Genomic DNA, 24653 nt, shown 5'->3' on the forward strand with positions numbered 1-24653 from the left:
GCCATGCCTGCAAAGGGTAAGCACCGCCGTCCCAAGTCCCGCTCCCTCGCGCGTGGTTTCGCCGTTGCCGGCACCGGCGGCGCGGCCCTCGCCCTGCCGCTGATGGGTGCCTCCGGCGCCCAGGCGGCCGGCGCCCCGGCCGCGGCTCCCCTCGCCGCTCCCGTGCAGGCCCCCCAGGCTCCGGCCGCGCTCCAGGCCGCTCCCGCCGCCGCTCCGACCGTCTACACCGTGGTGCCCGGCGACCATCTCTCCAAGATCGCCGCGGAGCGCCACCTCGCGGGCGGCTGGCAGCAGCTGTACGCCGACAACCGCGAGGCCGTCGGCGCCGACCCGTCCCTGATCCACCCCGGCCTCAAGCTGACCCTCGGCGCCGAGGCCGCGGCTGCCCCGCACGGCCCCGCCCGCAAGCAGGCCCCGGTCCAGAGTCAGGCCCCGGCCGAGAAGCAGGCCCCCGCCGAGAAGCAGGCCCCGGCGCCCAAGGCGAAGGCCCAGGCTCCGCAGGCCGCGGCCGAGGCCGCGCCGGCACCTGCCGCGAAGAGCCGGACGGCCACCGCCGCCGGCTTCGTCGCCCCGGTCGGCGGCGGGATCTCCACCCAGTACAAGACGCCCGGCGCCATGTGGTCCAGCGGCTACCACACCGGTGTCGACTTCGTCGCGAGCTCCGGCACCTCCGTCAAGGCGGTCGGCGCCGGCACCGTGGTCTCCGCCGGATGGGGCGGCGCGTACGGCAACGAGGTCGTCATCCGGCACGAGGACGGCAAGTACTCCCAGTACGGCCACCTGTCGCAGCTGTCCGTCTCGGTCGGCCAGAGCGTGGCCGCCGGGCAGCAGATCGGCCTCTCCGGCTCCACCGGCAACTCGACGGGCCCGCACCTGCACTTCGAGATCCGCACCGGCCCGTCCTACGGCTCGGACGTCGACCCGCTGGCCTACCTCCGCTCCAAGGGCGTCAGCATCTGACACCTCCCGAGGCCGGGGGGCGTCCAGATCCGCGTGAGGCCGGGGCCCGAGGGGGGTCCCGGCCTCACGCGCTGTTATTCCGCACCCGCCTCGTGGTATAGATCACGGTCCGTCAACCCCTGCCTACGGTGGCGTAAGTCACGCGCCGAGGTGGAGGATAAGGCCTCGTGGCAGCGACGACGACGACACTCAAGACCATCGGCTCGTACGCGGCGATCGGGGACAGCTTCACCGAGGGCGTGGGGGATCCGGGACCCGGGGGGAGCTTCGTCGGCTGGGCGGACCGGCTGGCCGTCCTCCTGGCCGATCAGCGCGAAGAGCACGACTTCCGGTACGCGAACCTGGCCGTACGAGGGCGCCTCCTCGACCAGATCGTGGCCGAACAGGTGCCCAGGGCCAAGGAACTCGCCCCGGACCTGGTGAGTTTCTGCGCGGGGGGCAACGACATCATCCGACCCGGCAGCGACCCGGACGCCGTGGCGGAGCGCTTCGAGGCGGCCGTCGCCGACCTGACCGGAGCCGTCGGACTGGTCATGATCACCACGGGCTTCGACACCCGGGGCGTGCCGGTCCTCAAGCACCTGCGGGGCAAGGTGGCGACGTACAGCGCACACGTGCGCGCCATCGCCGACCGGTACGGGTGCCCGGTGCTCGACCTCTGGTCGCTGAAGTCCGTCCAGGATCGGCGGGCCTGGGACGACGACCGGCTGCACCTCTCGCCCGAGGGGCACACCCGGGTCGCGCTGCGTGCCGCCCAGGTGCTGGGGCTGGAGGTGCCGGCGGACCCCGACCAGCCGTGGCCGCCGCAACAGCCGCGCGGCTCGGTGGACGTGACCCGGGACAACGTCCTCTGGGCGCGCGAGCACCTGGTCCCGTGGATCGGCCGGCGGCTGCGCGGGGAGTCCTCCGGGGACCACGTGGAGGCGAAGCGCCCGGATCTGCTGCCGCTGTAGGCGCAGCCGCAGGTGCCGGTGGTCGCGGTTGCGGCGGGGGAGCCGGAGGGAAGGGAGCGGGGAGCGGAATCCTTCGGGGCCGGTGTGCGTTGGGAGTGGCGTGGACCGGCGCACGGTCCGCGACCGCCCCTTCCGCCCCATCCTCCCAGGAGGCGCTTTGACCGGCTCCCGTCCCCTGCGTCCACGGTTGCGCGCCCTGCGGCCCGAATCCTTCGGCGCGGATCCGTCCGGTGCACGGCTGGAGCGGATCCAGCGTTCGCCGAACTTCGCCGACGGCGTCTTCCAGAACCCGCTCGGGGCCCGGACCAGGCCCTCCGGCTCGATGCGCGAGTTCGCGAAGATCTACTTCGACAAGGAGCACCGGATCCGGCGCAACCCCGGCGCCCCCGTTCCGGTCTACCCGACCACGCTCGCCGAGCTGGCGAAGCCGCCGGTCAGCGGACTGCGCCTGACCTGGATGGGGCATTCCAGCGTGCTCGCGGAGATCGACGGGCGGCGCGTGCTGTTCGACCCGGTCTGGGGCGAGCGGTGCTCCCCCTTCCCTTTCGCCGGGCCCAAGCGGCTGCACCCCGTGCCGGTGCCGCTGGCCTCGCTGGGGCCGGTCGACGCCGTGGTGATCTCCCACGACCACTACGACCACCTCGACCTGCCGACGATCAAGGAGCTGGTCGGGACGGACACGGTCTTCGTGGTCCCGCTGGGCGTCGGGGCCCACCTGGAGCGCTGGGGCGTCTCCGAGGACCGGATGCGCGAGCTCGACTGGAACGAGAGCACCGACGTCGCCGGCCTGTCCCTGACGGCCACTCCCGCGCGCCACTTCTGCGGGCGCGGACTGCGAAACCAGCAGCACACCCTCTGGGCCTCCTGGGTGGTCGCGGGCGACGAGCACCGCATCTACCACAGCGGTGACACCGGCTACTTCCCCGGGTTCGCCGAGATCGGCGCCGCGCACGGCCCCTTCGACGCCACGATGATCCAGATCGGGGCGTACTCGGAGTACTGGCCGGACATCCACATGACGCCCGAGGAGGGCATGCGCGCCCACCTCGACCTCCAAGGCGGCATCCCGCACGGCACGATGCTGCCGATCCACTGGGGCACCTTCAACCTGGCCCCCCACCCGTGGGAGGAGCCCGGCGAAGGCACCCTGGCGGCGGCGGAGGCAGCCGGGGCGGCGGTCGCGCTGCCGATCCCGGGCCGGCCCTTCGAGCCGGGGGACACGGCCGCGCTGCCGACCGACCCGTGGTGGCGTCCCTTCGCCACCCCGGCGCCGCCCGCCCCCGTCGCGGCGTCCCGGCCGGCCACGACCGGCCGCCCGCCGGTGACGGCCCACGGGGAACCGGAGACCGTCAGGTCCTGACGGGGCATGGTCGGCGGGCTCGCCGGCCGGGGCGCCTCGTGACTGCCCGCCCGAGGGCCCCGGCGGCGTGCTGGTGAGCCCGGACGGTCGCGGAGTCGCGACCGTTACGGCCCGGTGCGGGTCGCGTTCGAGGTGGCGATGCCGGCTGGTGGCCTGCTCCAAGCGGCCCACCGGTGGCCTGGGACAATGGGACGGAAGCCGTCGGCGGTGCAGGAGCCGGCCGTGAGCCGCCACCGCCAAGGCTTCACCGACCTGACCATCGCTTCGCTCTTCGGCCGCCTGGCCCGGCACTCGTGAGTGCCGGGCCAGGCGGCTGCCACAAGGAGACCCTTGAACCGCCTCGGAGTTCTGGCCCGCGCTGCTGCCGTCCTGGCGGCGGGGGCCGCCCCGTTCCTCGGATGGACACCGGTTTCGGCCGCACCGGCGACGCCTGTGGTCCGCGTGATGCCTCTCGGTGACTCGATCACCTACGGCCAGGGCAGTTCGAAGGAAGGCGGCTACCGGCTGCCGCTCCAGGCGATCGCCGCCCAGCAGTCCCGCTACTCCCTCGACTTCGTCGGCTCCCTCTCCCACGGACCGATGCCGGATGCCGAGCACGAGGGGCACGCGGGCTACACCATCGAGCGCATCCGCCTCGGCGTGAACCGCTGGCTTGAGGGCGCCGACCCCGACGTCGTACTCCTGCACATCGGGATCAACGACCTCAACCAGGGCGCGGACCCCGGCCAGGCCGCAAACCGGGCCACTGCCCTCGTGAACCAGATCTTCGCCGCCCGGCCCGGGGTCACCGTCATCATGCAGGGGCTGATCCCGTCGACCCCGGGATGGAACTATCAGGACCTCTCCCGGCCGGTCGCCCAGTACAACCAGCGGATGAAGCAGCTGGAGGCTGCTGAACAGGGTGCGGGCAAGCACTTCACATTCGTCGACGCACCCGCGCTGACGGCGCCGAACCGCACGGACAGTACGCACCCCGCGCAGATGGCCGACGGCCTGCACCCGAACGACGCCGGATACGCCAGGCTGGCGCAGCCCTTCGCCGCTTCCCTGGACCAGGCCTACTCCTTGCACTGGTTCACCGGCGGTCCGGCCCGGCCGGACGCACCGCGGCTCAAGGAGACGGTGCACCTGCAGCGGATCGCTGCGAACGGGGACCTGTTCAGTGCCGAGGGCGACTTCACCGCCGGCCAGTGGAGCGGCTGGAGCAGCCGGGGCGCCTTCACACCCAAGGAGTTGGCCGGCGCGGGCACCGGTCCGGTCAACCGGGTCTTCGCACTCGGCAGCGACGACAAGGTCTACGAGAACGACAGTGACCGCACGACGGGCACCTGGTCCGGCTGGTTCACCCCCGCCATCGACGGCACGAACTCCCGTACGTTCACCGCCCTGTCGGCCTCCTCTTACGGCGACACCGTCCACCTCGTGGCGATCGGTACCGACGGACGCCTCTACAACACCGACGGGGACTTCACCGCCGGCAGGTGGAACGGCTGGACCGACCACGGCGGCACCGGCCTCAAGCGCGTCACCAGCGCCACCACCACCGACCGGGTCAACCACATCTTCGCCACCGACGCCGGCAACCAGATCATCGAGCTGACCGCCGACTACGCCGCGGGCGCCTGGGGAGCCTGGACCGTCGCCGGCCCCGTCGGCGGCTTCAAGGCCCTCGACATCACCGCCTCGGCCAGTGACACCACCGTCCACCTCGGCGCCATCAGCCTCGGCGGCCGGTATCACAACAGCGACGGCGACTACGCCGCCGGCAGCTGGAACGGCTGGAGCGACATGGGCGGCGACGGCCTGAAGCGGCTCACCAGCGCCGCCGCGAACGGCGTCAACCACGTCTTCGCCGTCACCGGCGACAACCGGATCATCGAGCGCGACGGCGACTACAACAGCGGCACGTGGAACGGCTGGGCCGAACCCGCGGGTGGCGGCGAGGCCATCGCCGCCACCGCAAGCTTCACCAGCTGACGAAACACCCGCTGCGGGGCGGCCGTCGGTGGGGCGGCGCATCGGGCGGAGCCGGGCCGGTGCGCGCTCCCCGGCGGATTCGGGCTTCCGTACGAGCGCTCCACCGGGAGCGGGAAGCCGCCCGGTGAAGTTCCCCAACTCGCCGCCGGGGGCGGGAGCGTGCGGTCTAGCGTGGGTATCCGGTGATCAACACCGTGATCCACACCGGGCCCCGGAACCGCTGGGGGCCCGGGCCCCACCCAGAGGACGCCGATGTCCGGACTCCGCGCCGCCCGCCACGCCCCGTCGAGACACGCCGTCACCGGTCCCGGCCGGCAGATACGGCCCCAGCTGGTCCGTGCCGCCGTACTGCCCACCCTCGCAGCGGGCCTCAGCGGCGCGGCCGCGGTCATCTTCACCCTGCAGCTCGGTGGCGGCGCGGGCGAGCGCGACGCCCGTCTGTGGCCCGTGCTCACCGGGTGCGGGCTGCTCGTCCTCGGCGCCCTGGCCGCAGCCCTGCTCGGCGCCCAGCGCTCCGCCAAGGCCGTCCGCGACCGCTGCGAGGCCCTGCGCCGCTCCAGCGTGCGCGGGCGCCAGGAACTGCGCGCCGTCGCCGAGCGGTTGGAGCGGGGGGAGCCCCCGGCGCGCCCGGTCCGCGGCGGTCCGACCGGAACGCCGCCGGGCACCGACCCGAAACGGGTGGACGAGTTCTGGCTGCTCTCCCAGGAGCTGCGCGGCGCCCGGGAACAGGCGCACGCGACGCTCGTACGGCTGGCCGGCCCGATCACCCCGACCGACAACGACCGCAAGGTCGAGGTCTTCGTCAACCTCGCGCGCCGCCTGCAGTCCCTCGTGCACCGGGAGATCTCGCTGCTCGACGAGCTGGAGGACACCGTCGAGGACCCGGACCTGCTCAAGGAGCTCTTCCACGTCGACCACCTCGCCACCCGGATCCGCCGTCACGCCGAGAACCTGGCCGTGCTCGGCGGCGCGGCCTCCCGGCGTCAGTGGACCCGGCCCATCGACCTGAGCGAGGTGCTGCGCTCCTCGGTCGCGGAGGTCGAGCAGTACACCCGGGTCAAGGTCGTGCCCCCGTCCGGCGGAACCGTGCGCGGACACGCCGTCGCCGACGTGGTGCACCTGCTGGCCGAACTGATCGAGAACGCAACCGTGTTCTCCGCCCCCGACACCGATGTGGTGGTGCGCGCCGAGCGGGTCACCGCCGGGATCGCCGTGGAGGTGGAGGACCGCGGACTGGGCCTGCCGGCCGCGGAGCAGCACCGGATGAACGCGCTGCTGGTCGACCCCGACCAGATCAGCGTGCGCCATCTGCTGGCGGACGGCCGGATCGGCCTGTACGTGGTCTCGGCGCTGGCGCGCCGGCACGGAATCGCCGTCGAGCTCAAGTCGAACATCTACGGCGGTGTGCTGGCCGTGCTCGTGCTCCCGCAGGAGCTGCTCGGCGCGGAGGCGCCCGGCGCCGCCGATGCGCAGGGGGGCTCCCGGGCCACCTCGTGGGGGACCGGGCAGAGCCAGGCGGTGCTCCCGCCGCTGGAGCCGGTGCGGGTGGGCATGCCGCTTCGGGAACGCCCGGAGCCGGCGGCCCCGCGCGGGCGGCCGGATCCGCCGGTGGCGCGGTCGGGCGCCGAGACGGTCCGGGTGCCTGCTCAGGCGCCCGCCCCGGATCAGGCAGCCACGGCCGCGACCCACCCGGTCCACCCGGCCCCCCCGACGCCGACCTGGGCGGCGAACGCACCGCGCCCGGCCGCCCGGCCGGACGTACGCCCCGATCCGCGACCGGAGCCGGTGGGGCCGCCGGGGCCGGTGCAGCCGATGGGGCCGGTGGGCGCCGAGCCGGGGCTGGCCCTGGGACTGGACCTCGGCCTGGGGGACGGCCTGCCGGAGCCGACGGGCCCGACGCCCGTACCCGTTCCGGTACCCGTACCCGGGTCGGCAGCCGCGTCCGTGCCGGCCGCCCGTACGGACCCGGACCGGCCGCCCCTGCCCCGGCGCCGGGCCCAGGAGCACCTCGCCCCGCAGCTGCGGGACGCCCCCGCCCCGCGCAGGGCGGATGCCCCGGAGCAACCCGTGCACGATCCGGGCCTGATGGCCGCCTTCCAACGGGGCTACGGCCTCGCCCAGTCGGAGAACCAGACATGACCCCGTCCACCCCCACCCCGACCCCGACCCCCCACCCCGGCAAGGAGCGCACCCCCATGGGCGGCGAAGCGGCGACGAAGACCAGCCGGCTCTCGGACCTCGACTGGCTGCTCGGCGGCCTTGTCCAGCGGGTCCCCTACACCCGGAGCGCGGTCCTCCTCACCGCCGACGGCCTCGTCACCTGCCTGCACGGCCTCGACGACGACAGCGCCGACCACCTGGCGGCCCTGGCGTCCGGGCTGTACTCCCTCGGGCGCAGTGCCGGATCCCGGTTCGGGGACGGCGCGGAGGTCCGGCAGGTGGTGGTCGAGCTCGACACCGCCCTCGTCTTCGTGTCCGCCGCCGGATCGGGCACCTGCCTGGCGGTCCTCGCCGACCGGGAGGCCGACGCGGGCGTCCTCGGCTACGAGATGGCGATGCTGGTCAAAAGCGTCCGCCCGTACCTGGCGGCTCCGCCGCGCCGACCCGCCGGCGCCGCGGAGTGATGCGGGCCCGCGCCCCGCACGGCGGAGCCCCGCGGGACACGCCGTGGCTCGACGACTCGGCGGGCCGGGTGATGCGCCCGTACACCGCCAGCGGCGGGCGGACCCGGCCGGCCGTCGCGCTCGACCTGCTGTCGCTGGTGACGGCGACCGGCGTACGCCCGCGCGGGCCGCTGGGCGCCGAACACGCCCTCGCGCTCCGCCTGTGCGCGGGCGCGGCGGCCGTCACCGTGGCCGAGCTGTCCGGACAGCTGCGGCTGCCCGCGGTGGTGGTCAAGGTACTGCTGTCCGACCTGGTGGAACACGGGGCGGTCACGGCGCAGGCGCCGCGTTTCCCGGGTGGCGGGCCCCTCGGCGCCGCCGACCACAACCTGCTGCGGGCGGTGCTCGATGGCCTACGTCGACGACTGTGACGCGCCCGGCGCGGCTGAAGCGCGTGATGCGGCCGACGCGCCCGGCGTGCGTGGCGTGCGCGGCGCACGCGATGCGCGTGGTGTGCGTGGGGCCGTACTGCCCACGACGCTGAAGATCCTGGTCGCGGGCGGGTTCGGGGCGGGCAAGACCACCTTCGTGGGCGCCGTGAGCGAGATCGAACCGCTGCGCACCGAGGAGCTGCTCAGCGGGCTGAGCGAGACGGCCGACGCCCTGGAGGGGGTGGAGACCAAGGCGACCACGACCGTTGCACTGGACTTCGGCCGGATCACCCTGGACGAGCGGCACGTCCTCTACCTCTTCGGCACGCCCGGGCAGGAGCGCTTCTGGTTCCTGTGGGAGGAGTTGTGCGTGGGCGCGCTCGGCGCGGTGGTGCTCGCCGACACCCGCCGGCTCGCCGACTGCTTCCCCGCCGTGGACTTCTTCGAGCGCCGCGGCATCGGATTCATCGTCGCGGTCAACGAGTTCGACGACGGCCACCGCTACGGCGCCGACGAGGTCCGCGAGGCGGTGGGGCTGAGCCCCGAGGTGCCCGTCGTACGGTGCGACGCGCGCCTGCCGAGCTCCGGGACGGGGACACTGGCCGCCCTCGTCCACCATCTGCTGTTCACGGCGGCATCGGCCAAGCCGGCTGAATCGGCCAAGTCGGCTGCTTCTTCGGATGATTGAGGGGGAACACCATGGCGTACTACGAGTCGACGGGGCACCTGCTGCTCACGCCGGTGGACCGGGAGGCGCCCGCGCGCGCCGTCCGGCTGCGGGAACTGGCCCTGGGGGAGCGGGTGGACGCCGAGTTGGACGCCTTCGCCCGGCAGATCGCCGACGTGCTGGCCGCCCCGTACGCGGGCGTCAACTTCGTCGGCGAGGAACGCCAGTTCTTCGCCGGGCTGCACCACGCCCCGGACGCCCCCGCGAGCGGATATCCCGCACGCGTACTGCCCCGGGACCACGGCTACTGCCCGCACGTGGTGGTGCGGCGCCGCGCGCTGGTGCTGGAGGACGTACGCGACTTCGCGCGCTTCGCGGGCAACGCCGTGGTCGACGAGAGCGGGATCCGCTCGTACGTGGGCGCACCGCTCACCGACCGGCAGGGGATCGTGCTGGGCACCGTGTGCGCGGCCGACGGGGAACCGCGCCGCTGGGGAAACCAAGGGCTGGCCACCGCCAAGTCGCTCGCGGCGGAGCTGATGGAGATCATCCACGCCCGCGAGGAGACCCTACGGGCGGACTGAACCCGGCCGGTGCAGGAAGGCGCCGATCCGCTCGCGCAGGGAGCGCGGGTCCAGGCCGTGGGCGGCGGTGTGCTCGTCGATGGTGCCGTAGCGGCGCAGTTCCGCGCGCCCCACGCCGAGGCCGAGGACACGGTGCGGGACCTCGGTCAGGGCCCGGGCGGCGGCGGTGGTGGAGGTGCCCGCGAGGTACGGCTCGACCAGCACCACGTCGCTCGTCGCCCGGCCGACGGCCGCGCGCAGGGCCGCGTCGTCGAAGGGCCGTACCGTCGTCGCGTACAGGACGGTCACGTCCAGCCCCTCCGTGGCGGCGAGCACGTGGTCGAGCAGCGGGCCGACGGCGACGACCACGCCCCCACCCCCCTCCCGTACGGTCCGCCAGCCGAGCCCCGCCACCGGGCGGGCAGCGGCGTTCGACTGCTGGGAGAGGCGGACGTAGACCCGGTCGTCACCGGCGGCGTACGCGTGCCGCAGCAGCGCCTCCGCCTCGTCGGGGTGCCCCGGGACATGGACCGTCCAGCCGTCCAGGGTGTCCAGCAGGGCCACGTCGCCCGGCGCCATGTGGGTGAAACCGCCCGCCGGCCAGTCGTAGCCGGCGCTCGCGCTGACCAGGACCCCGCCCGTGCCCTGGTGTCCGAAGTCCAGCTTGACCTGCTCGAACGGCCGCTCCACCAGGAAGCTGGCGAAGGTGTGCACGATCGGACGCAGGCCGGTCAGGGCCAGCCCGCCGCCCACGCCGACCAGCAGCTGTTCGCGGATGCCGACATTGATCACCCGCTCGGGGTGGCGCTGCTGGGCGGGCCGGAAGCCGTCCATGGTGATCTCGGCGAGCACGAGCGCCAGCCGCGGGTCCTCGTCGAGCTCCTCCGACGTGACCGAAATGAATCGTTCGCGCATGGTGTCCATGGGTGTTCCCCCCTCAAACCTTCTTCTCGACGCGGGCGACGACGGCGTGCGGCCGGCCCGGATGTGGTGCGGTGAAGGCGGCGTGCAGGGCCGCGTGGTCCCGCCCGTCCACGGTCACCGCCGACCAGCCGGCGGCCTCGAAGCGGGAGGCGATCCCGCCGCGCCAGCCGTGGGTCGCGGAGTCGTTGTCGATCACCACGGTGTGCAGCCTCTCCAGCCCGGCGGAGCCGGCGTACGCGAGCGCCTCGTGGTTGCTGCCCTCGTCGAGCTCGGCGTCCCCGATGAGCACCCACACCGCGGGCCCGTCCAGCCCCTGGGCCCGCAGCCCGAGCGCGGAGCCCACGGCGAGCGGCAGCCCGTGCCCGAGCGAGCCGCTGCCGATCTCCACCCCGGGGATCAGGGTCCGGTCGGGGTGGTGCCCGAGGGGCGAGGCGTAGGAGCCGAAGCCGCTGAGCCAGTCGACGGGGAAGAACCCCTTGGCGGCCAGTACGGCGTAGTACGCCATCGGCCCGTGCCCCTTGGACAGCAGGAAGCGGTCCCGCTCGGCGTCCTCGGCGCTCCGGGGCCCGACGCGCAGCACCTGGTCGTAGAGCACCCACAGCACGTCGAGCGTGGAGGTGGCGGCGGGCCCGTGCTTCTCGGCCCCGGTCATGAGCGCCATGAGGCGGCCCAGATCCTCGTAGCGGAACCCTGTGTCCGCGGTTGCGTGTGACATGAGTGGATCATGCAACCTCAAGTCCACTTGAGGTCAAGAGCCGGCCGACGCCACCGCCCCTCAAAAGGTGCGCGCGACCACCCTGCGAAGTGCGGTATTGTTCTCGTGCGCGTTCGGCCACGGGGAAACCCCAGGTCAGCGGGCATCGGGACGTGGCGCAGCTTGGTAGCGCACTTGACTGGGGGTCAAGGGGTCGCAGGTTCAAATCCTGTCGTCCCGACCATGCGGAAACGCAGGTCGGAGGCCGTTCTCTCATCCGTGAGAGGGCGGCCTTTCGTGTGTCCCGGGCCGTGGTGGTCGCAGGACCGATCCCTCCCGGCAGCGGAGGCGTCCTGCGTCCCCTGCCGTCCGCGGGCTGAGGGCCGTCCTCACCCCGGGCCGACGGCGCGGGCCGCTGCCGCCAGCGCCGCCTCCGCTTCCCGTACGGTCCGGCGGACGATCTCGCCTGCGGGCAGGATCTCGTGCACGAGGGCGGTCGACTGGCCGGTGAAGGGGAGGTACTCCTCACCGCCGCCGGCAAGGATCGCAGCCATCACGCGAGGCACGGTCTCCGCGGGGTCCACCTGTTCGGGATGCTCGCGCAGGGCGTCCACCAGGGGGGTGCGCAGGCAGCGCGGCACCCCGGCACTGCCGGGGAGGTTGAACGGCGGCAGGATCCGCTCACTGCCCACGGCCTTCACCGCGTCCGCGGCGGCGGACTCGACGAGCCGGCTCTTCCACGCCTGCGACACGCTCATCTCCTCCGACGCGAGGAAGCGCGTCCCCATCAGCACACCCTGCGCGCCCAGTGTCAGCGCCGCTGCCAGGCCGCGGCCGTCGGCGATCCCGCCGGCCGCGAGCACGGGTACCTCGCCCGCCATGTCGACGACATCGGGGACCATCACCATCGTGGCGACATCCCCGCCCTGCCCGCCGGCCTCGCCGCCCTGCGCGACGATCACATCCGCTCCGGCCCGGAGAGCCTCGTCGCCCTGACGGCGACCGGAGACCTGCTGGATCCAGAGGATGCCGGCATCGTGCGCCCGGGCGATCAGGTCGGGCGGCACCGCCAAGTGAAAGGAGATCGCTGCCGGCCGCTCCTCGATCGTGGCCTGGAACGCCTCCTCGTCGAGGGGGCGGCTCGTGTGATTGATCGCGAACGGCCGGTCCGTCAGCCGCCGCAGCCGAGCCCACTGTTCCTTCAGTTCCGGAAGGGCCCGCACCGCCGTGCCGAGGCTGCCGAGCCCACCGGCCCGGCACACGGCGGCCGCGAGATCGACCTCGTCCCAGGGGCCGAAGGCCGCGCAGATGATCGGGGCATCGATACCGAGAAGGCGGCATACAGGGGTGGTCAGCATCAGGACCTCCAGCGGGCTCGCGACAGCCCTGCGGCGAGCGGCCATGGCGCATGCTCCTCAGCTCCATCATCGCGTGCGCCGCCGTCCCGGGCCTCGTGAACGTGATCGAGTCGGCGCCGCGACGTGGGGAGGGTTTCCTTCCTGGCCCGGGCAGGCGTTTGCTCACCGCCGCGGCGCCGTCCCGGTCGGCGTCGGGGCGGGCTTCGGGGGGTGTGCGGAGCCGGCGACCGGGGCCGCGGCCGGGAAGCGGGGCGGATCGGGGAGGGCGAAGACGCGGAGGAACAGTTGCGAGAGGGGGCCGATCGCCAGGGCGTACGCGAGCGTGCCGATACCGGCGGTGCCGCCGAGCAGGAAGCCGGCCGCGAGCACCGTGAGCTCGATCCCGGTGCGCACCAGTCGCACGGACCGGCCGGTGCGCCGGTGCAGGCCGGTCATGAGGCCGTCGCGCGGTCCCGGCCCGAAGCGGGCGCTGATGTAGAGGCCGGTGGCGACTCCGTTGAGGACGATGCCCGTGGTCAGCAGCGCCCCCTGCGCCAGGGCGCCGTGCACGTCCGGCAGCACGGCCACCGTGGCGTCCATCGAGAGGCCGACGGCGAACACGTTGGAGAGGGTGCCGAGCCCGGGTCGCTGCCGCAGCGGCACCCACAGCAGCAGGACCAGGGCGCCGACGGCCACCGAGACGGTGCCGATGCTCCAGCCGGTCCGCTCGGCGAGGCCCTGGTGGAAGACGTCCCACGGGTCGAGTCCGAGTCCGGCGCGGACCAGGAACGCCGAGCTCGCCCCGTACAGGGCGAGTCCGACGTAGAGCTGGAGCAGCCGACGGGTGAGGTGCCGCGCGGGGCGGCGAGGGGCCGAGGACACCGGGTGGAGCCTTTCGTGGGGGCCAAAGACCGACGGGGCTCACGGTGTGGCATGGCCTGGCGCGGCGGATAGGGCCAATTCCAAGTGAGTGGCCCTACTTTTGCTCGCCAGGCCGCCCAGGTGGCGGGCGAACGGCCTGCCGTCGTGAGAACGGGCACATTTTTGGCCCATTTCATCCGAATTGATGAATGCTTGTGTCCGGTCTGGCGTATTTCGTGTCCTCGGGTGGGCTCGCCAGGCGACGCCATACGGACGTACCAGCGCCACCGGGAGAGACATGCGACGCCCCTACCGTCTGATCCGCAGCCGGCGGACCGCCCTGCCCCTCGTGGGCGGGGCCGCCGTACTCGGCTTCGGCGGCCTCTACGTCACCGGCCTCGTGGTCACCGACGACGTCATCGCCGACGGCACCCGCGTGCACGGCGTCGACCTCGGCGGCATGAGCCGTACGCAGGCCGAGGCGGCCCTGGAGCGCGAGCTCGGCCCCGCTGCGGCCGCGCCGATCGCCCTGCGGATCGGCGACCGGACCGAGCAGGCCTCGCCCGCCGCCTTCGGCCTGTCCCTCGACGCCGTGGCCACCGCCGACCGGGCCGCGCAGGCCGGATCCGATCCCTTCACGGTGCTCGCGCGCCTCCTCGGCCCGACCGAGGAGCGGGAGATCGAGCCGGTCATCCGGACGGACGGCCCCACGAGCGCCGCCGCGGCGGACCGGCTCGCCGCCGGACGCCCGGCCCGCGACGGCTCCCTCACCTTCGAGGCCGGCGCCGCCAAGGCGACCGCGCCGGTCACCGGTGTCTCCGTACGCGCCGACCGGGTGGCGGACACCGTCCGCGCCGCCTACCTGCGCCCGCAGAGCGGCCCGGTCACCGTGCCGGTGGAGCAGGAGGCCCCGGCCGTGGGCCCGCAGGAGACCGACCGGGCCCTCAAGGAGTTCGGCGAGCCGGCCATGTCCGGCCCGGTCGGCCTGACCCTGGGCGGCCGGCGGATCACCCTGTCCCCGGCGGTACTGGGCCGGCACCTGGAGGTCGAGCCCGACGACCACGGCCGCCTCGTGCCGCGGCTCGACTCCAAGGGGCTGCTGGCCGACCCCGCGGTCGCCCGGCAGGTCGACGAGGTCACCCGGCCCTCGCGCGGCGCCACCTTCCGCATCGACTCCGCCAACCAGGCGGTGGTCGCCGAGGACGGGCGCACCGGAGTGCAGGTCAGCGACAAGGCCCTCGGCAAGGCCGTCCTGCCGCTGCTGACGCGGTCGGGCGCCGCCCGTACCGCCCAGCTCCCCGTGACGACGGTCCAGCCGAAGCTGACGGCGGAGAACGCGCGCCGCCTCGGCATCAAGGAGAAGGTGTCCTCCTTCACCGTCAACTTCCCGGCCGCGCCGTACCGCACCACCAACATCGCGCGCGCCGTACAGCTGATCAACGGCTCCGTCGTCCTCCCGGGCGAGACCTGGAGCTTCAACAAGACGGTCGGCGAGCGGACCAAGGAGAACGGCTTCGTCGACGGGATCATGATCAACGACGGCCAGTACGTGAAGTCGCCCGGCGGCGGTGTCTCGGCAGTCGCCACGACCATGTACAACGCCGCGTTCTTCGCAGGCGTCAAGCCGCTGGAGCACGGAGCCCACTCGTTCTACATCGAGCGCTACCCCGAGGGCCGCGAGGCCACCGTCGCCTGGGGCACGCTCGACCTGCGCTGGCAGAACGACTCCGGCCACGCGATCTACGTCCAGGCCCGGTCCACCGACACCTCGGTGACCATCACCCTGCTCGGCACGAAGAAGTACGAAGAGATACGGGCCACCAAGGGGCCGCGCACCAAGGTCACCCCGCCGGGGAAGCGCGCGGGCTCCGGCCCCACCTGCGAGGTGCAGACCCCCCTCGAAGGGTTCGACGTCACCGTCGACCGGATCTTCGTCCAGGGAGGCCGGGAGGTGAAGCGGGAGACCTACCCCACGCACTACACCCCGCGCGACGAGGTCACCTGCGACGCGCAGACGCCGCAGGCCTCTTCCGCTCCCACGCCCCCGGCAGCCCCGACCCAGGCGCCGGCCGGAGCCTGACCCGGGGGCCCGGCCCGTCCGGCCGGCGGCCTGCGCACCACGCGGCGCCCTGCACTCGCGCAGTTGATGCGCGAGCGCAGGGCGCCGCTGTGACCGTCGGCGGTGCTCCCGCTAGTGCCTGTGAGATCCCGGCCGGGCACGCCAGGAGTGGGCGGGAAAGCGGATCAAGGCGGGTAGGTTCCGGTCCCAGTGGGCGCGGTGGTGCCGGGAGGAGCGCTCGCCGGAGCCGTGGGTGGTGCGCGCCATCACGAACAGGGCGGCCGTGAGGGCCGCCAGTTCCATGTGGTCCGGGCTGCCCTTCACGACCTTGATCCGGTGCCGACCTATCACCAGGTCACCGGCAGGGACTTGGGCCCGCGGATCAGGGCGCCGGGCTGCCACTCGATCCGCTCCGGCGGCACGGCCAGCGCCAGCCTGGGGTAGCGGTCGATCAGCGTGCTGACCATGAGCTCGGACTCCATCCGGGCCAGCATCGAGCCGACGCAGTGGTGGGGGCCGTTCCCGAAGGCCATGTGGGCGATGGGGCCGCGGTCGAAGTCCAGCTGGTCCGGGTTCGGGAACACCTCGGGGTCGCGGTTGGCCGCGAGGTACGAGGAGTAGACGGTCTCCCCGGCGCGCACGGTCACGCCGCCGATCTCGACGTCCCGGGTGGCGACCCTCGGCAGACCCACTCCGCTGCGGTGCGGGATGTAGCGCAGCAGCTCGTCGACGGCCTGCGGGATCATGTCGGGCTCGGCGCGCAGCCGTGCGAGGTGCTGCGGATGGGTCAGCAGCAGGAACACCATGTTGGCGCTGTTGTTGCGGACCGCGTGCGCGCCGCTCACCAGGATGGCGGTGGCCAGCGAGACGGCTTCCGCCTCGGTGATCTCGCCGGCGTCGGCGGCGTCGACGAGCACCCCGGCGAGGTCGTCGCTCCGGTGCTCGCGGCGGTGGGCGAGCAGCTCGACCACGCACTCGCGGACGGTCTTGAGGGCGTCGGTGCTCTTCGCGGGGGCCGGACCCGGGGTCATGATCACGTTCGCCCAGGAGGTCATGTCCCTGCGCATGTCCTGCGGCATCCCCAGCAGGTCCGCGACGGCCGCCAGCGGCAGGGGGCCGTGCAGGTGCTCGACCAGGTCCGCCGGGGCCCCCTGCTGCTCCATCCCGTCCAGCAGGCTGTCGACGGTCCGCTGCACCGACGGCCGCAGCTTCTGCATGCTCTTGCCCGTGAACGCCCGCGCCACCACCCGGCGCATGTCGTTCAGGCGCGGCGGGTCGGCGTAGTTCAAGGAGGCCTGCTGCGAGGCGATCGCGTGCGGGGAGGAGGCGGTGATCGTTTTGCCGACCAGCTCCTGCCTGCTGAACCGGGGGTCGGTGGTGGCCGCCTTGACATCGGCATAGCGCGCCATCAGCCAGGCGCTGCCCTCGCCGTAGGGCAGCCGGATCCGGGCGGCCCGTTTCTCGCGCAGCCGGTCCTGGAGGAAGGGGTCGAACTCCAGGGCCTCAAGGTCCTCCAGGCTCCAGAAGTGCACCGTTTCGTCCGAGGCCGGATCCATCTCCGGCTTGAGGGCCGTATGCGGGTCTGACGTCATGGTTCATCTCCCTGCGTGGATGTCACCCCCCGGAGCGCGATTTCGCGGGGAAATCGGCTGATTCATCCCTTCCCTCCCGCCGCTCGCTCCGCAGCCTCCGCCGGGCAGCGTCACCGGATTGGCGCATGTCCCCCAACGCCGTAGTCCCGCGCGCGCATCGGCCGCAGGTCGATGAGGCTGTGTCAGACACGAAAGGAGAGCCACCCATGGCGACTCTGTGCAGGCCAACGGTGTGCGTGCCCGAGCACGTGATCACGATGGAGCAGACCCTCGATCTGGCGCGGTCCGTGCACGCGGATCATCCACAGCTCGACCTGGCGCTGCGGCTGATCCGGAACACCGGCGTCGCGAAGCGGCACATCGTGCGCCCCATCGAGGAAACCCTCAAGCACCCCGGTTTCGAATCGCGCAACGCCGTCTACGAGACCGAGGCCAAGGCGCGGGTCCCGGCGGTGGTGCGACAGGCGCTGGAGGACGCGCAGCTGAGGGCGCAGGACATCGACATGATCATCTACGTGTCGTGCACCGGCTTCATGATGCCGTCGCTGACCGCGTGGATGATCAACACGCTGGGCTTCCGCACGGACACCAAGCAGCTGCCCATCGCCCAGCTGGGCTGCGCTGCGGGCGGAGCGGCGGTCAACCGGGCCCACGACTTCTGCACCGCCTACCCGGAGGCGAACGCGCTGATCGTCTCCTGCGAGTTCTGCTCCCTGTGCTACCAGCCGAGCGACCTGGAGGTCGGCAACCTGCTGTCCAACGGCCTGTTCGGCGACGGCGTGGGTGCGGCGGTCGTGCGCGGCAAGGGCGGCACCGGGATGGAACTGCACCGCAACAGCTCGTACATCATCCCCCAGACGGAGGACTGGATCATGTACGACGTCAAGTCCACCGGATTCCACTTCAAGCTCGACCGGCGGGTCCCCGGCACCATGGAGCCCCTCGCCCCGTCCCTCAAGGACCTGGCCAAGGCCCACGGGTGGGACGCGGCAGCCCTGGATTTCTACATCATCCACGCGGGTGGACCACGCATCCTGGACGACCTGAGCAAGTACCTCGGTGTGGCACCCGAGGCATTCCGCTTCAGTCGGGCCACACTGACCGAGTACGGCAACATCGCCAGCGCCGTGGTCCTGGACGCACTGCGCCGACTCTTCGACGAGAACGGCACCGCCGATGCCGCGCGGGGCCTGCTGGCCGGCTTCGGCCCGGGAATCACCGCAGAGATCTCACTGGGCAGCTGGACCTCGGAACGAGGGACCGGGTGAGGGAGGAATCCGAAGAATGCTGAAGGACGGCCCCGCAACTGCAAGGCCACCCGTCACGCACTGGCCCACCCCGGCCCTGGACGGGGTCGACTTCGACCCCGTCCTGGCCGAGCTGATGCGGGCGGGGCCGGTCACGCGCATCAAACTTCCGAACGGAAGCGGCTGGGCGTGGCTCATCTGCCGCTTCGAAGACGTACGGATGGTGGCCAACGATCCCCGGTTCAGCCGAAAGCTGGTCGTCGAGCACGACGTCACCCGGCTGGCCCCCCACTTCATTCCGGCGCCGGGTGCGGTGGGCTTCGAGGACCCGCCCGACCACACCCGGCTGCGCCGCACCGTCGCCGCCGCCTTCACCACCAGCGGCGTCGAGCGTCTGCGCACCCGGGCGCAGGAGATGCTCGACGGTCTCGTCGACGGGATCCTGCGCGACGGACCCCCGGTCGACCTGACCGAGCGTCTGCTCGCCCCCTTCCCGCTCGCCGTGGTCTGCGAGCTGATGGGCGTACCCGAGGACGACCGGCCCATGGTCCACGAATGGACCACGCTGATCCTCTCCTCGGCCCAGGGAGCACAGCGCAGCGAACAGGCGAAGAACGACATGTGCGCCTACCTCGGCGGACGGCTGCGCGCCGGGGACACCGCCGGCGGCGAGAGCGTCATCGGCCTCCTGGTCAAGGCCGTCGAGGCCGGTGAGGTCACCGAGGAGGAGGCCACCGGGCTGGCGCTGCTCATCCAGATCGGCGGAGAGGCCGTCACCAACAACGTGGGCAACATGGTCTACATCCTGCTCACCCGGCCGGACCTGCTGGAACACATGCGGAGCAACCCCGGCGTGCGCCCGTCGGCGCTCAACGAACTGCTCCGCTACATCCCCCACCGCAACGCGGTCGGGCTCTCCCGGATCGCCCTTGAGGACGTCACGGTCGCCGGACACCTCATCCGGGCGGGCGAAGCGGTGTACGTCTCCTACCTCGCCGCCAACCGCGACCCGGACGTCTTCCCCGACCCCGACGAGCTGCACCTCGACCGAAGCCCCAACCCGCACGTCTCCTTCGGATACGGGCCCCACTTCTGCCCCGGCAACATGCTGGCCCGCCTCGAATCCGAACTCATGGTGGACGCGCTGCTCGACCGCTTCACGGACCTGCGGTTCGCCGTCCCGGCGAGCGAACTGCGCTGGCGGCCGGGAGCACTCATCCGCGGGCCAGAAGGTCTGCCCGTGACCTGGTCATGACCGCGCACATCGCCCGCGACGGGCTGCTCGTCCCACCGGGTCACGGCCGCACCCTGCACACCGAAGCCCAGCAGGTCACCTTCAAGGTCACCGGGGAGCACTCCACGGTGGCCTCCAGCTTCGAGGTCGTCGTACCGCCCGGGTTCGACGTCGGAGCACACCTGCACACACGCAGTGAGGAGCTGTTCTACGTCCTGGAAGGCGAACTCGACGTCATGGCCTTCGAACCGCGCGTCCGCAGCGGGGACGACTGGCGGCACTGGGAGGCACTCGACGGGCGCCGGGTCGTCCGCGCCACTCCCGGCACCGTCATCGTGGTCCCGCCGGGCTGCCCGCACGCGTTCGCCAACCGCACCGGCGAACCCGCGCGGATGTTCTTCCAGGCCTCCCCGCCCCCCGACCACGAGCGGTACTTCGAAGAGCTGCTGGAGCTGCTCGACGCGGGGACCACCCCCGACCCCCTGGCGATCTCGCAACTGCGGGCCCGCTACGACATCGAACAGCTCACGCCGCTGCGCCACGGGCTGTCCTGACCACCACCCACGCACCACGCACGAAGCACCACATCCACACCCCCCACACCATTGCTCGGGAGACAATCGATGCTGCGCACTCGCCGCACACTCCGCACCGCCACCTACACCCTGGCCGGCACCCTCGCTGCCGCCTCGCTCGCGGCGGGCCCGGCCCAGGCCGCCGAACCCCTGCCGTCCCACTGGTGCTACGTCAACGGCGTCGAGGCCCGGCCCGGCCAGGAGGTGAGGGGCACCGACGGCGACGACACGATCCTGTGCGAGAACGACGTCGAGAACGCGATCATCTACGGCGGGGCCGGCAACGACAACATCCGCGTCAAGGGCATGCTCATCGACTCCCAGGTACTCGGCGGCGAGGGCGACGACACCCTCCAGGTCAACAACCTCTACCCGCGCAACGGCAACTCGTCGGTGCGCGGCGGTGCGGGCGACGACACCATCATCACCGCCCTCGTCATGGGCACGGCGGCGCACGGGGCCACCGTCTACGGCGACCACGGCGACGACTCGATCACCACCGGCAGTGTGCTCGGCGAGCCCGGCGAGTACCAGCGAGGCGGCGGCCAGGTCTTCGGCAACGACGGCAGCGACCTGATCCGCACGGGCAACGTCGACCTCGGCGGCCGGGTGCTCGGCGGCAGCGAGAACGACGTCATCGAGCCCAAGTCGGTGGGCGCGGAGTCCGCGGGCATCGTCCAGGGCGGTCCCGGCAACGACACGGTCCGCGGCCAGAACGACAGCGTCCTGACGATCGGACCCGGCTACGGCCAGGTCGACGGCGGACTCGGGACCAACTCCTGCAAGCTGAAGCACTTCTCCACCGGCGACCGGGTCCGCAGCTCGGTCGCGAACTGCCCGCTGGCAGCCCCGGCGACCGACGCCGCCGCCCCCGCGGCGCCGTCCGGTGCCAAGCCCGCGAAGCCGGCTGCGCCGTCGAAGCCCGCGAAGCCGGCTGCACCCTCGAAGCCGGCCGCGCACTCGCGCCCGGCGCAGCCCTCCCACTCGTAGCCCGTCAGGCTCCTGACGGCCGGCCGCCCCGGCCCCCCGCTGCACCGCGGGTGCGCTCCATCGACAGGCCGGCGGGAAGCAGGAGCCAGGTCAGCACGGCCCCGGCGGTGAAGATGGCCGCCGAGGCCGTGAAGACCGTGTGGTAGCTCTCCAGGACGGCCCGCGCCACGAGTTCCGGCGCGGGCCGTCTGCCTGCCAGGGCGCGGCCGACGGTGCCGGCGGCCAGCGTGCTCATGAGCGCGGTGCCGACCGAGCCGCCGATCTGCCGCATGGCGTTGACCGTCGCGGAACCGACGCCCGCGTCGCGCGGGTCGATGCCCGCCGTGCCCAGGTTCATGGCGGCTGCCGTGATCAGGCCCATGCCCAGGCCCGTCGCGACCTGTCCGGGCAGGACGTCGACCACGTACGGCCCGGTGGCGGACAGCCGGCTCATCCACGCCATCCCGCAGGCCGCGAGCAGCATGCCGACGACGATGCGCGGCCGCCCGCCCACCTTGCCCAGCAGCCCCAGGTTGCTGCCGATCGCGCTGAGCATCGTGCAGCCGGACATCGGCATGAAGGCCAGGCCGGTCCTGGCGGGGCTGTAGCCGCGGGTGTGCTGCAGGTAGTACGTCAGGAAGAGGAACACCCCGAACATGCCGACGCCGGTGACGAACACGGACGCCAGCGCCGTCGCCCGGACCCGGTCGAGCACGATCCGCAGTGGCAGCAGCGGGTGCGGGCTCTGGCGCTGCCACCAGGTGAACGCCACGAGCAGGCCGGCCCCGGTGCTCAACAGGCCCAGCGTGTGCACCGACTGCCAGCCGCGGGGGCCGGCCGTGGCCAGACCGTAGACCAGGCAGAACAGCCCCGACGAGGCGAGCACCGTGCCGGGCAGGTCCAGCCGCGGCGGGGCGGCGCCAGCCTGCCGGCGCAGGAGCAGCAGCCCGCCGGCGACGGCTACGGCGGCGAAGAGCACGTTGACGTACAACGTCGAGCGCCAGCCCAGATGCTCGGTCAGCACGCCGCCCAGCAACAACCCCACGGCCCCCCCGGAGGCCGCCAGCGACCCGAACACCCCGAAGGCCTTGCCGCGTTCGGCGGGTGCGGAGAACGTGGTGGTGAGCAGCGAGAGCGCGGCCGGGGCCAGCAGGGCCGCGAACACGCCCTGCATCGCCCGGGCCGTGACGAGGATCCCGAAGGTGGCCGCGGCGCCGCCGACGGCGGAGGACACGGCGAATCCGAGCTGGCCCACGAGGAAGGCCCGGCGGCGTCCGATCAGGTCGGCGAGCCGCCCGCCGAGCAGCAGGAGGCTGCCGAAGGCGATGGCGTACGAGGTCACCACCCACTGGCGCTGCTGGTCGGAGAAGCCGAGACCGGCCTGGATGGAGGGCAGCGCGATGTTCACGATGGTGGCGTCGAGGACGACCATGAGCTGGGCGAGGCCGATGACGGCGAGGATCCACCAGCGGCGCGGATCAGGCGGCGCCGCGGCGGGCGCGGGGGCTGCGGACGTGGTGCCGGCGCCAGGGGCCGGTCCGGTCGGTTCTGCGGACACGGTGGGACTCCATGGGTTCCGCTCGATGGGGCAGGGGACGTCTGACTCGACGATGCGTGAGACGGGCCCCGCGCCTGCGCACCACGCCACGAGGGCGTCCGGATGGACCAGTGCAGTGACCTTCCTTCCCCGGCCCCGCAGGGATCAGGGCGCCACGGTTCCACGGCTATAGGGCTCCGGGGCTCCACAGCTCCACGGCTAGAGGGCTCCACGGCTCCCGGGCCCCACCGCGCGGCCGGCGTGGAGTTCCAGCGGACCCGTGCCCCGGGCGCGGGCGCGCAGGCAGGCCGTGATCTGCCGGCGCAGCGAGGGTTTGACCGCGCCCCGCAGGTGCCCGGGGTCCACCGCCCGCCAGCGGAGCAGCTCGGTGGGGTTCAGGCGGATCCGGGCCAGGGTCGGCGCGTCCAGGACCCCGCCGTCGTACAGGAAGCGGATCCGCGCCGGGTAGCCGGGCTTGTGGGCCCAGTTGACGCCGAGCAGCCGGCCCGGTTCGAGGTCCAGGCCGAGTTCCTCGCGCACCTCGCGGCGGGCCGCGGCGCGCGGGGTCTCGCCGAGGTCGCTGTCGATGCCCCCGCCCGGCAGGTTCCAGCGGCCCGGCTTGCCGTACGCGGGCTCCACGAGCACGACCGCGCCCGTCGCGTCGGTGCACAGCACGCTCGCGGCGGTGACGGCCTTGGGGCGGGCGGCCCGGTGGCTCGCGGAGTCGAAGGCACCGGCGTGTTCGAGGGCTGCCCGGCGCGCGGGGTCCAGGCCGGCCGGGGAGCCGGGCTGGGGGACGCCCTCCACGAGGTGCGCGACCGAGCCGGCGTACAGGGCGCTCAGGGCGGCGCGCAACCGCGGCGCGAGCTGGGCGGGCAGGACCGCGTACGCCTCGTCCGGCGCGAGCCAGTCGGCGGATGCGACCTTGCCCTGCGTGCAGGAGAGCGCGGCGATCTGCGCGGGTGGGAGCGGCCCCACCAGGTGGACGTGCTCGATCCGGGCCCGCCCGAGCGGCCCCGGCCCGCGCGAGTCCACCGCGAGTAGCCGGCCGACCGGGACGCTGAGGTGCAGCTCCTCCCCCAGCACGCGGGCCAGCCCCGTCTCCGGGGTCTCGGTCTCGTCGACCGGGCCGCCGGGAAGCCGGCGGTCCGCCCGGCCCGAGGGCGTCAGGACGAGCACCCGCCCGCGGAGGTCGAGAACGACCGCGGTGGCCGCGACGAGCGGGCCGGGCCGGGCGGAGCGGTACGCGTGTACGGCGTCGGCGTCGGCGTCGGCGAAGGGGCGGTCGGACACGGCGGCTCCCGGGGGTCGTGCGGGGGACGGCTTGCGCGGGCGCGGTGTGCCGTACTCCCCGGACCCGCCGCGCCGGCCCCGCTCAGGGGCAGCGCGGTGTCATGCCCGGGCCAGGAGCATCCCGCCCATGGTGACCATGGTCGCCGCGACGAGCCCGTCCAGCACGCGCCAGGCCGAAGGACGCGCCAGCAGGCCGCTGAGGAGCCGGGCCCCGTAGCCGAGGGAGCCGAACCAGGTCAGGCTGGCCAACCCGGCGCCGATCCCGAAGGCCCAGCGCAGGTCGCCGCGGTCGGCGGCGAGGGAGCCGAGCAGCAGGACGGTGTCCAGGTAGACGTGCGGGTTGAGCCAGGTCATGGCCAGGCAGGTCAGAACGGCGCGGCGGCGGGAGGCGGCCCCGCTTCCCGCCCCGCTTCCGGCCCCGTTTCCCCCGGTGTCGAGGGCTGCGCCGGGCACGGGCCGCAGCACGCGCCGGGCGGCGAGCACTCCGTAGCAGACCAGGAACCCGCCGCCGGCGATGCCGACCACGGTCAGGGCCGCGGGCCAGGCGGTCACGAAGGCGCCGACGCCGGCGACGCCGAGGGCGATGAGGACCGCGTCGGAGAGGGCGCAGATGGCGACCACGGCGAGGACGGCGTGACGGCGTGCGCCCTGGCGGAGGACGAAGGCGTTCTGCGCGCCGATGGCGACGATGAGGGAAAGGCCGGTGCCGAAGCCGGCGAGGGCCGCCGTGAAGATGCCGTGTGTCATGGCTCCGACCGTAGGCAGGCAGGTCGGTTCAGTACAGCTAAAGATTTTTACGTACCATTAGCTCTCGTGA

The 24653-nt window shown here is 73.2% G+C and carries 23 protein-coding genes and 1 tRNA gene; 15 read left to right on the forward strand and 9 right to left on the reverse strand.

Annotated elements, in window-relative coordinates; genetic code table 11:
- Positions 1-3 precede the first annotated feature (3 nt).
- From AB0B01_RS12880 to AB0B01_RS12920, 9 genes are all read left to right on the forward strand, one after another.
- Positions 4-960, forward strand: a complete 957-nt coding sequence (locus tag AB0B01_RS12880) for a LysM peptidoglycan-binding domain-containing M23 family metallopeptidase (protein WP_361716683.1) — start codon at positions 4-6, stop codon at positions 958-960.
- 167 nt (positions 961-1127) lie between these two features.
- Positions 1128-1913, forward strand: coding sequence for an SGNH/GDSL hydrolase family protein (locus AB0B01_RS12885; protein ID WP_361716686.1), 786 nt, complete (start codon positions 1128-1130; stop codon positions 1911-1913).
- A 157-nt stretch (positions 1914-2070) separates the two neighbouring features.
- Entirely contained in the window at positions 2071-3273 is a 1203-nt protein-coding gene (locus AB0B01_RS12890) for an MBL fold metallo-hydrolase (RefSeq protein ID WP_361716689.1), read from the forward strand.
- A 444-nt stretch (positions 3274-3717) separates the two neighbouring features.
- A complete protein-coding gene (locus AB0B01_RS12895; protein ID WP_361716692.1) occupies positions 3718-5250 on the forward strand; it encodes a GDSL-type esterase/lipase family protein in 1533 nt (510 codons plus the stop codon).
- A gap of 252 nt (positions 5251-5502) precedes the next feature.
- Positions 5503-7389, forward strand: a complete 1887-nt coding sequence (locus AB0B01_RS12900) for an ATP-binding protein (protein ID WP_361716695.1) — start codon at positions 5503-5505, stop codon at positions 7387-7389.
- A 56-nt stretch (positions 7390-7445) separates the two neighbouring features.
- Positions 7446-7874 (forward strand): roadblock/LC7 domain-containing protein, encoded by a 429-nt coding sequence (locus tag AB0B01_RS12905; protein WP_361716830.1) that lies wholly within the window; start codon positions 7446-7448, stop codon positions 7872-7874.
- On the forward strand, positions 7874-8284 hold the full coding sequence (locus AB0B01_RS12910) for a DUF742 domain-containing protein (protein WP_361716698.1): 411 nt from the start codon (positions 7874-7876) through the stop codon (positions 8282-8284). Before AB0B01_RS12905 ends, AB0B01_RS12910 begins: the two co-directional genes overlap by 1 nt.
- An 82-nt stretch (positions 8285-8366) precedes the next feature.
- Positions 8367-8972 carry an ATP/GTP-binding protein gene (locus tag AB0B01_RS12915; RefSeq protein ID WP_361716701.1) on the forward strand — a complete coding sequence of 202 codons (606 nt, stop codon included), beginning with the start codon at positions 8367-8369 and terminating at the stop codon, positions 8970-8972.
- A gap of 11 nt (positions 8973-8983) precedes the next feature.
- Positions 8984-9535, forward strand: a complete 552-nt coding sequence (locus tag AB0B01_RS12920; protein WP_361716704.1) for a GAF domain-containing protein — start codon at positions 8984-8986, stop codon at positions 9533-9535.
- On the opposite strand, the gene AB0B01_RS12925 is transcribed toward AB0B01_RS12920, so the two are convergent.
- The gene (locus tag AB0B01_RS12925) at positions 9521-10438 is read right to left on the reverse strand and encodes a transketolase (RefSeq protein ID WP_361716707.1); all 918 of its coding nucleotides are present in this window, start codon (positions 10436-10438) and stop codon (positions 9521-9523) included. The two genes, AB0B01_RS12920 and AB0B01_RS12925, sit on opposite strands and share 15 nt — an antisense overlap.
- Positions 10439-10451: 13 nt before the next feature.
- Positions 10452-11153: a transketolase gene (locus AB0B01_RS12930; protein WP_361716710.1), complete on the reverse strand. Its 702-nt coding sequence runs from the start codon at positions 11151-11153 to the stop codon at positions 10452-10454.
- A 146-nt stretch (positions 11154-11299) separates the two neighbouring features.
- Between AB0B01_RS12930 and AB0B01_RS12935 the strand changes: the two genes are divergently transcribed.
- Positions 11300-11376 (forward strand) — tRNA-Pro (locus tag AB0B01_RS12935).
- A gap of 145 nt (positions 11377-11521) precedes the next feature.
- Here AB0B01_RS12935 and AB0B01_RS12940 read toward each other — a convergent pair.
- Together AB0B01_RS12940 and AB0B01_RS12945 are read right to left on the reverse strand one after the other, a co-directional pair.
- The gene (locus AB0B01_RS12940) at positions 11522-12535 is read right to left on the reverse strand and encodes a nitronate monooxygenase (protein WP_361716713.1); all 1014 of its coding nucleotides are present in this window, start codon (positions 12533-12535) and stop codon (positions 11522-11524) included.
- Positions 12536-12652: 117 nt separating this feature from the next.
- Entirely contained in the window at positions 12653-13351 is a 699-nt protein-coding gene (locus tag AB0B01_RS12945) for a hypothetical protein (protein WP_361716716.1), read from the reverse strand.
- Positions 13352-13628: 277 nt separating this feature from the next.
- Here AB0B01_RS12945 and AB0B01_RS12950 point away from each other — a divergent pair, with 277 nt between their 5' ends.
- Positions 13629-15410, forward strand: a complete 1782-nt coding sequence (locus AB0B01_RS12950) for a VanW family protein (protein WP_361716719.1) — start codon at positions 13629-13631, stop codon at positions 15408-15410.
- 111 nt (positions 15411-15521) lie between these two features.
- Here AB0B01_RS12950 and AB0B01_RS12955 read toward each other — a convergent pair whose 3' ends face one another.
- Together AB0B01_RS12955 and AB0B01_RS12960 are read right to left on the reverse strand one after the other, a co-directional pair.
- Positions 15522-15740, reverse strand: coding sequence for an acyl-CoA carboxylase subunit epsilon (locus AB0B01_RS12955; RefSeq protein ID WP_361716722.1), 219 nt, complete (start codon positions 15738-15740; stop codon positions 15522-15524).
- Complete coding sequence (locus AB0B01_RS12960) at positions 15737-16981, reverse strand: cytochrome P450 (protein WP_361716725.1); 1245 nt, start codon at positions 16979-16981, stop codon at positions 15737-15739. The genes AB0B01_RS12955 and AB0B01_RS12960 overlap by 4 nt, the downstream gene beginning before the upstream one ends.
- Before the next feature lie 206 nt (positions 16982-17187).
- Between AB0B01_RS12960 and AB0B01_RS12965 the strand changes: the two genes are divergently transcribed.
- The 4 genes from AB0B01_RS12965 (at position 17188) to AB0B01_RS12980 (ending at position 21027) form a co-directional block, all read left to right on the forward strand.
- Positions 17188-18249: a type III polyketide synthase gene (locus tag AB0B01_RS12965; RefSeq protein WP_361716728.1), complete on the forward strand. Its 1062-nt coding sequence runs from the start codon at positions 17188-17190 to the stop codon at positions 18247-18249.
- A gap of 16 nt (positions 18250-18265) precedes the next feature.
- A complete protein-coding gene (locus tag AB0B01_RS12970) occupies positions 18266-19483 on the forward strand; it encodes a cytochrome P450 (protein WP_361716731.1) in 1218 nt (405 codons plus the stop codon).
- Positions 19480-20016: a cupin domain-containing protein gene (locus tag AB0B01_RS12975; protein ID WP_361716734.1), complete on the forward strand. Its 537-nt coding sequence runs from the start codon at positions 19480-19482 to the stop codon at positions 20014-20016. Before AB0B01_RS12970 ends, AB0B01_RS12975 begins: the two co-directional genes overlap by 4 nt.
- A gap of 69 nt (positions 20017-20085) precedes the next feature.
- Positions 20086-21027: a hypothetical protein gene (locus tag AB0B01_RS12980; protein WP_361716737.1), complete on the forward strand. Its 942-nt coding sequence runs from the start codon at positions 20086-20088 to the stop codon at positions 21025-21027.
- 4 nt (positions 21028-21031) lie between these two features.
- Here AB0B01_RS12980 and AB0B01_RS12985 read toward each other — a convergent pair whose 3' ends face one another.
- From AB0B01_RS12985 to AB0B01_RS12995, 3 genes are all read right to left on the reverse strand, one after another.
- A complete protein-coding gene (locus AB0B01_RS12985; RefSeq protein ID WP_361716740.1) occupies positions 21032-22564 on the reverse strand; it encodes a DHA2 family efflux MFS transporter permease subunit in 1533 nt (510 codons plus the stop codon).
- Between the two features lie 198 nt (positions 22565-22762).
- Positions 22763-23836: an NUDIX hydrolase gene (locus AB0B01_RS12990; RefSeq protein ID WP_361716743.1), complete on the reverse strand. Its 1074-nt coding sequence runs from the start codon at positions 23834-23836 to the stop codon at positions 22763-22765.
- A 99-nt stretch (positions 23837-23935) separates the two neighbouring features.
- A complete protein-coding gene (locus AB0B01_RS12995) occupies positions 23936-24583 on the reverse strand; it encodes a LysE/ArgO family amino acid transporter (protein WP_361716746.1) in 648 nt (215 codons plus the stop codon).
- Between the last annotated feature and the right edge of the window lie 70 nt (positions 24584-24653).

Source organism: Streptomyces sp. NPDC044571 (assembly GCF_040647115.1).
In the GTDB taxonomy this organism is placed as follows: Bacteria; Actinomycetota; Actinomycetes; order Streptomycetales; family Streptomycetaceae; genus Streptomyces.

Excerpts from the sequence above, each read along its gene's own strand:
- AB0B01_RS12880 (WP_361716683.1), top strand. The coding sequence starts at position 4 with ATGCCTGCAAAGGGTAAGCACCGCCGTCCCAAGTCCCGCTCCCTCGCG.
- AB0B01_RS12895 (WP_361716692.1), top strand. The coding sequence starts at position 3,718 with ATGCCTCTCGGTGACTCGATCACCTACGGCCAGGGCAGTTCGAAGGAA.
- AB0B01_RS12900 (WP_361716695.1), top strand. The coding sequence starts at position 5,503 with ATGTCCGGACTCCGCGCCGCCCGCCACGCCCCGTCGAGACACGCCGTC.
- AB0B01_RS12905 (WP_361716830.1), top strand. The coding sequence starts at position 7,446 with ATGGGCGGCGAAGCGGCGACGAAGACCAGCCGGCTCTCGGACCTCGAC.
- AB0B01_RS12910 (WP_361716698.1), top strand. The coding sequence starts at position 7,874 with ATGCGGGCCCGCGCCCCGCACGGCGGAGCCCCGCGGGACACGCCGTGG.
- AB0B01_RS12920 (WP_361716704.1), top strand. The coding sequence starts at position 8,984 with ATGGCGTACTACGAGTCGACGGGGCACCTGCTGCTCACGCCGGTGGAC.
- AB0B01_RS12925 (WP_361716707.1), bottom strand. The coding sequence starts at position 10,438 with ATGGACACCATGCGCGAACGATTCATTTCGGTCACGTCGGAGGAGCTC.
- AB0B01_RS12930 (WP_361716710.1), bottom strand. The coding sequence starts at position 11,153 with ATGTCACACGCAACCGCGGACACAGGGTTCCGCTACGAGGATCTGGGC.
- AB0B01_RS12940 (WP_361716713.1), bottom strand. The coding sequence starts at position 12,535 with ATGGCCGCTCGCCGCAGGGCTGTCGCGAGCCCGCTGGAGGTCCTGATG.
- AB0B01_RS12950 (WP_361716719.1), top strand. The coding sequence starts at position 13,629 with ATGCGACGCCCCTACCGTCTGATCCGCAGCCGGCGGACCGCCCTGCCC.
- AB0B01_RS12960 (WP_361716725.1), bottom strand. The coding sequence starts at position 16,981 with ATGACGTCAGACCCGCATACGGCCCTCAAGCCGGAGATGGATCCGGCC.
- AB0B01_RS12965 (WP_361716728.1), top strand. The coding sequence starts at position 17,188 with ATGGCGACTCTGTGCAGGCCAACGGTGTGCGTGCCCGAGCACGTGATC.
- AB0B01_RS12970 (WP_361716731.1), top strand. The coding sequence starts at position 18,266 with ATGCTGAAGGACGGCCCCGCAACTGCAAGGCCACCCGTCACGCACTGG.
- AB0B01_RS12975 (WP_361716734.1), top strand. The coding sequence starts at position 19,480 with ATGACCGCGCACATCGCCCGCGACGGGCTGCTCGTCCCACCGGGTCAC.
- AB0B01_RS12980 (WP_361716737.1), top strand. The coding sequence starts at position 20,086 with ATGCTGCGCACTCGCCGCACACTCCGCACCGCCACCTACACCCTGGCC.
- AB0B01_RS12995 (WP_361716746.1), bottom strand. The coding sequence starts at position 24,583 with ATGACACACGGCATCTTCACGGCGGCCCTCGCCGGCTTCGGCACCGGC.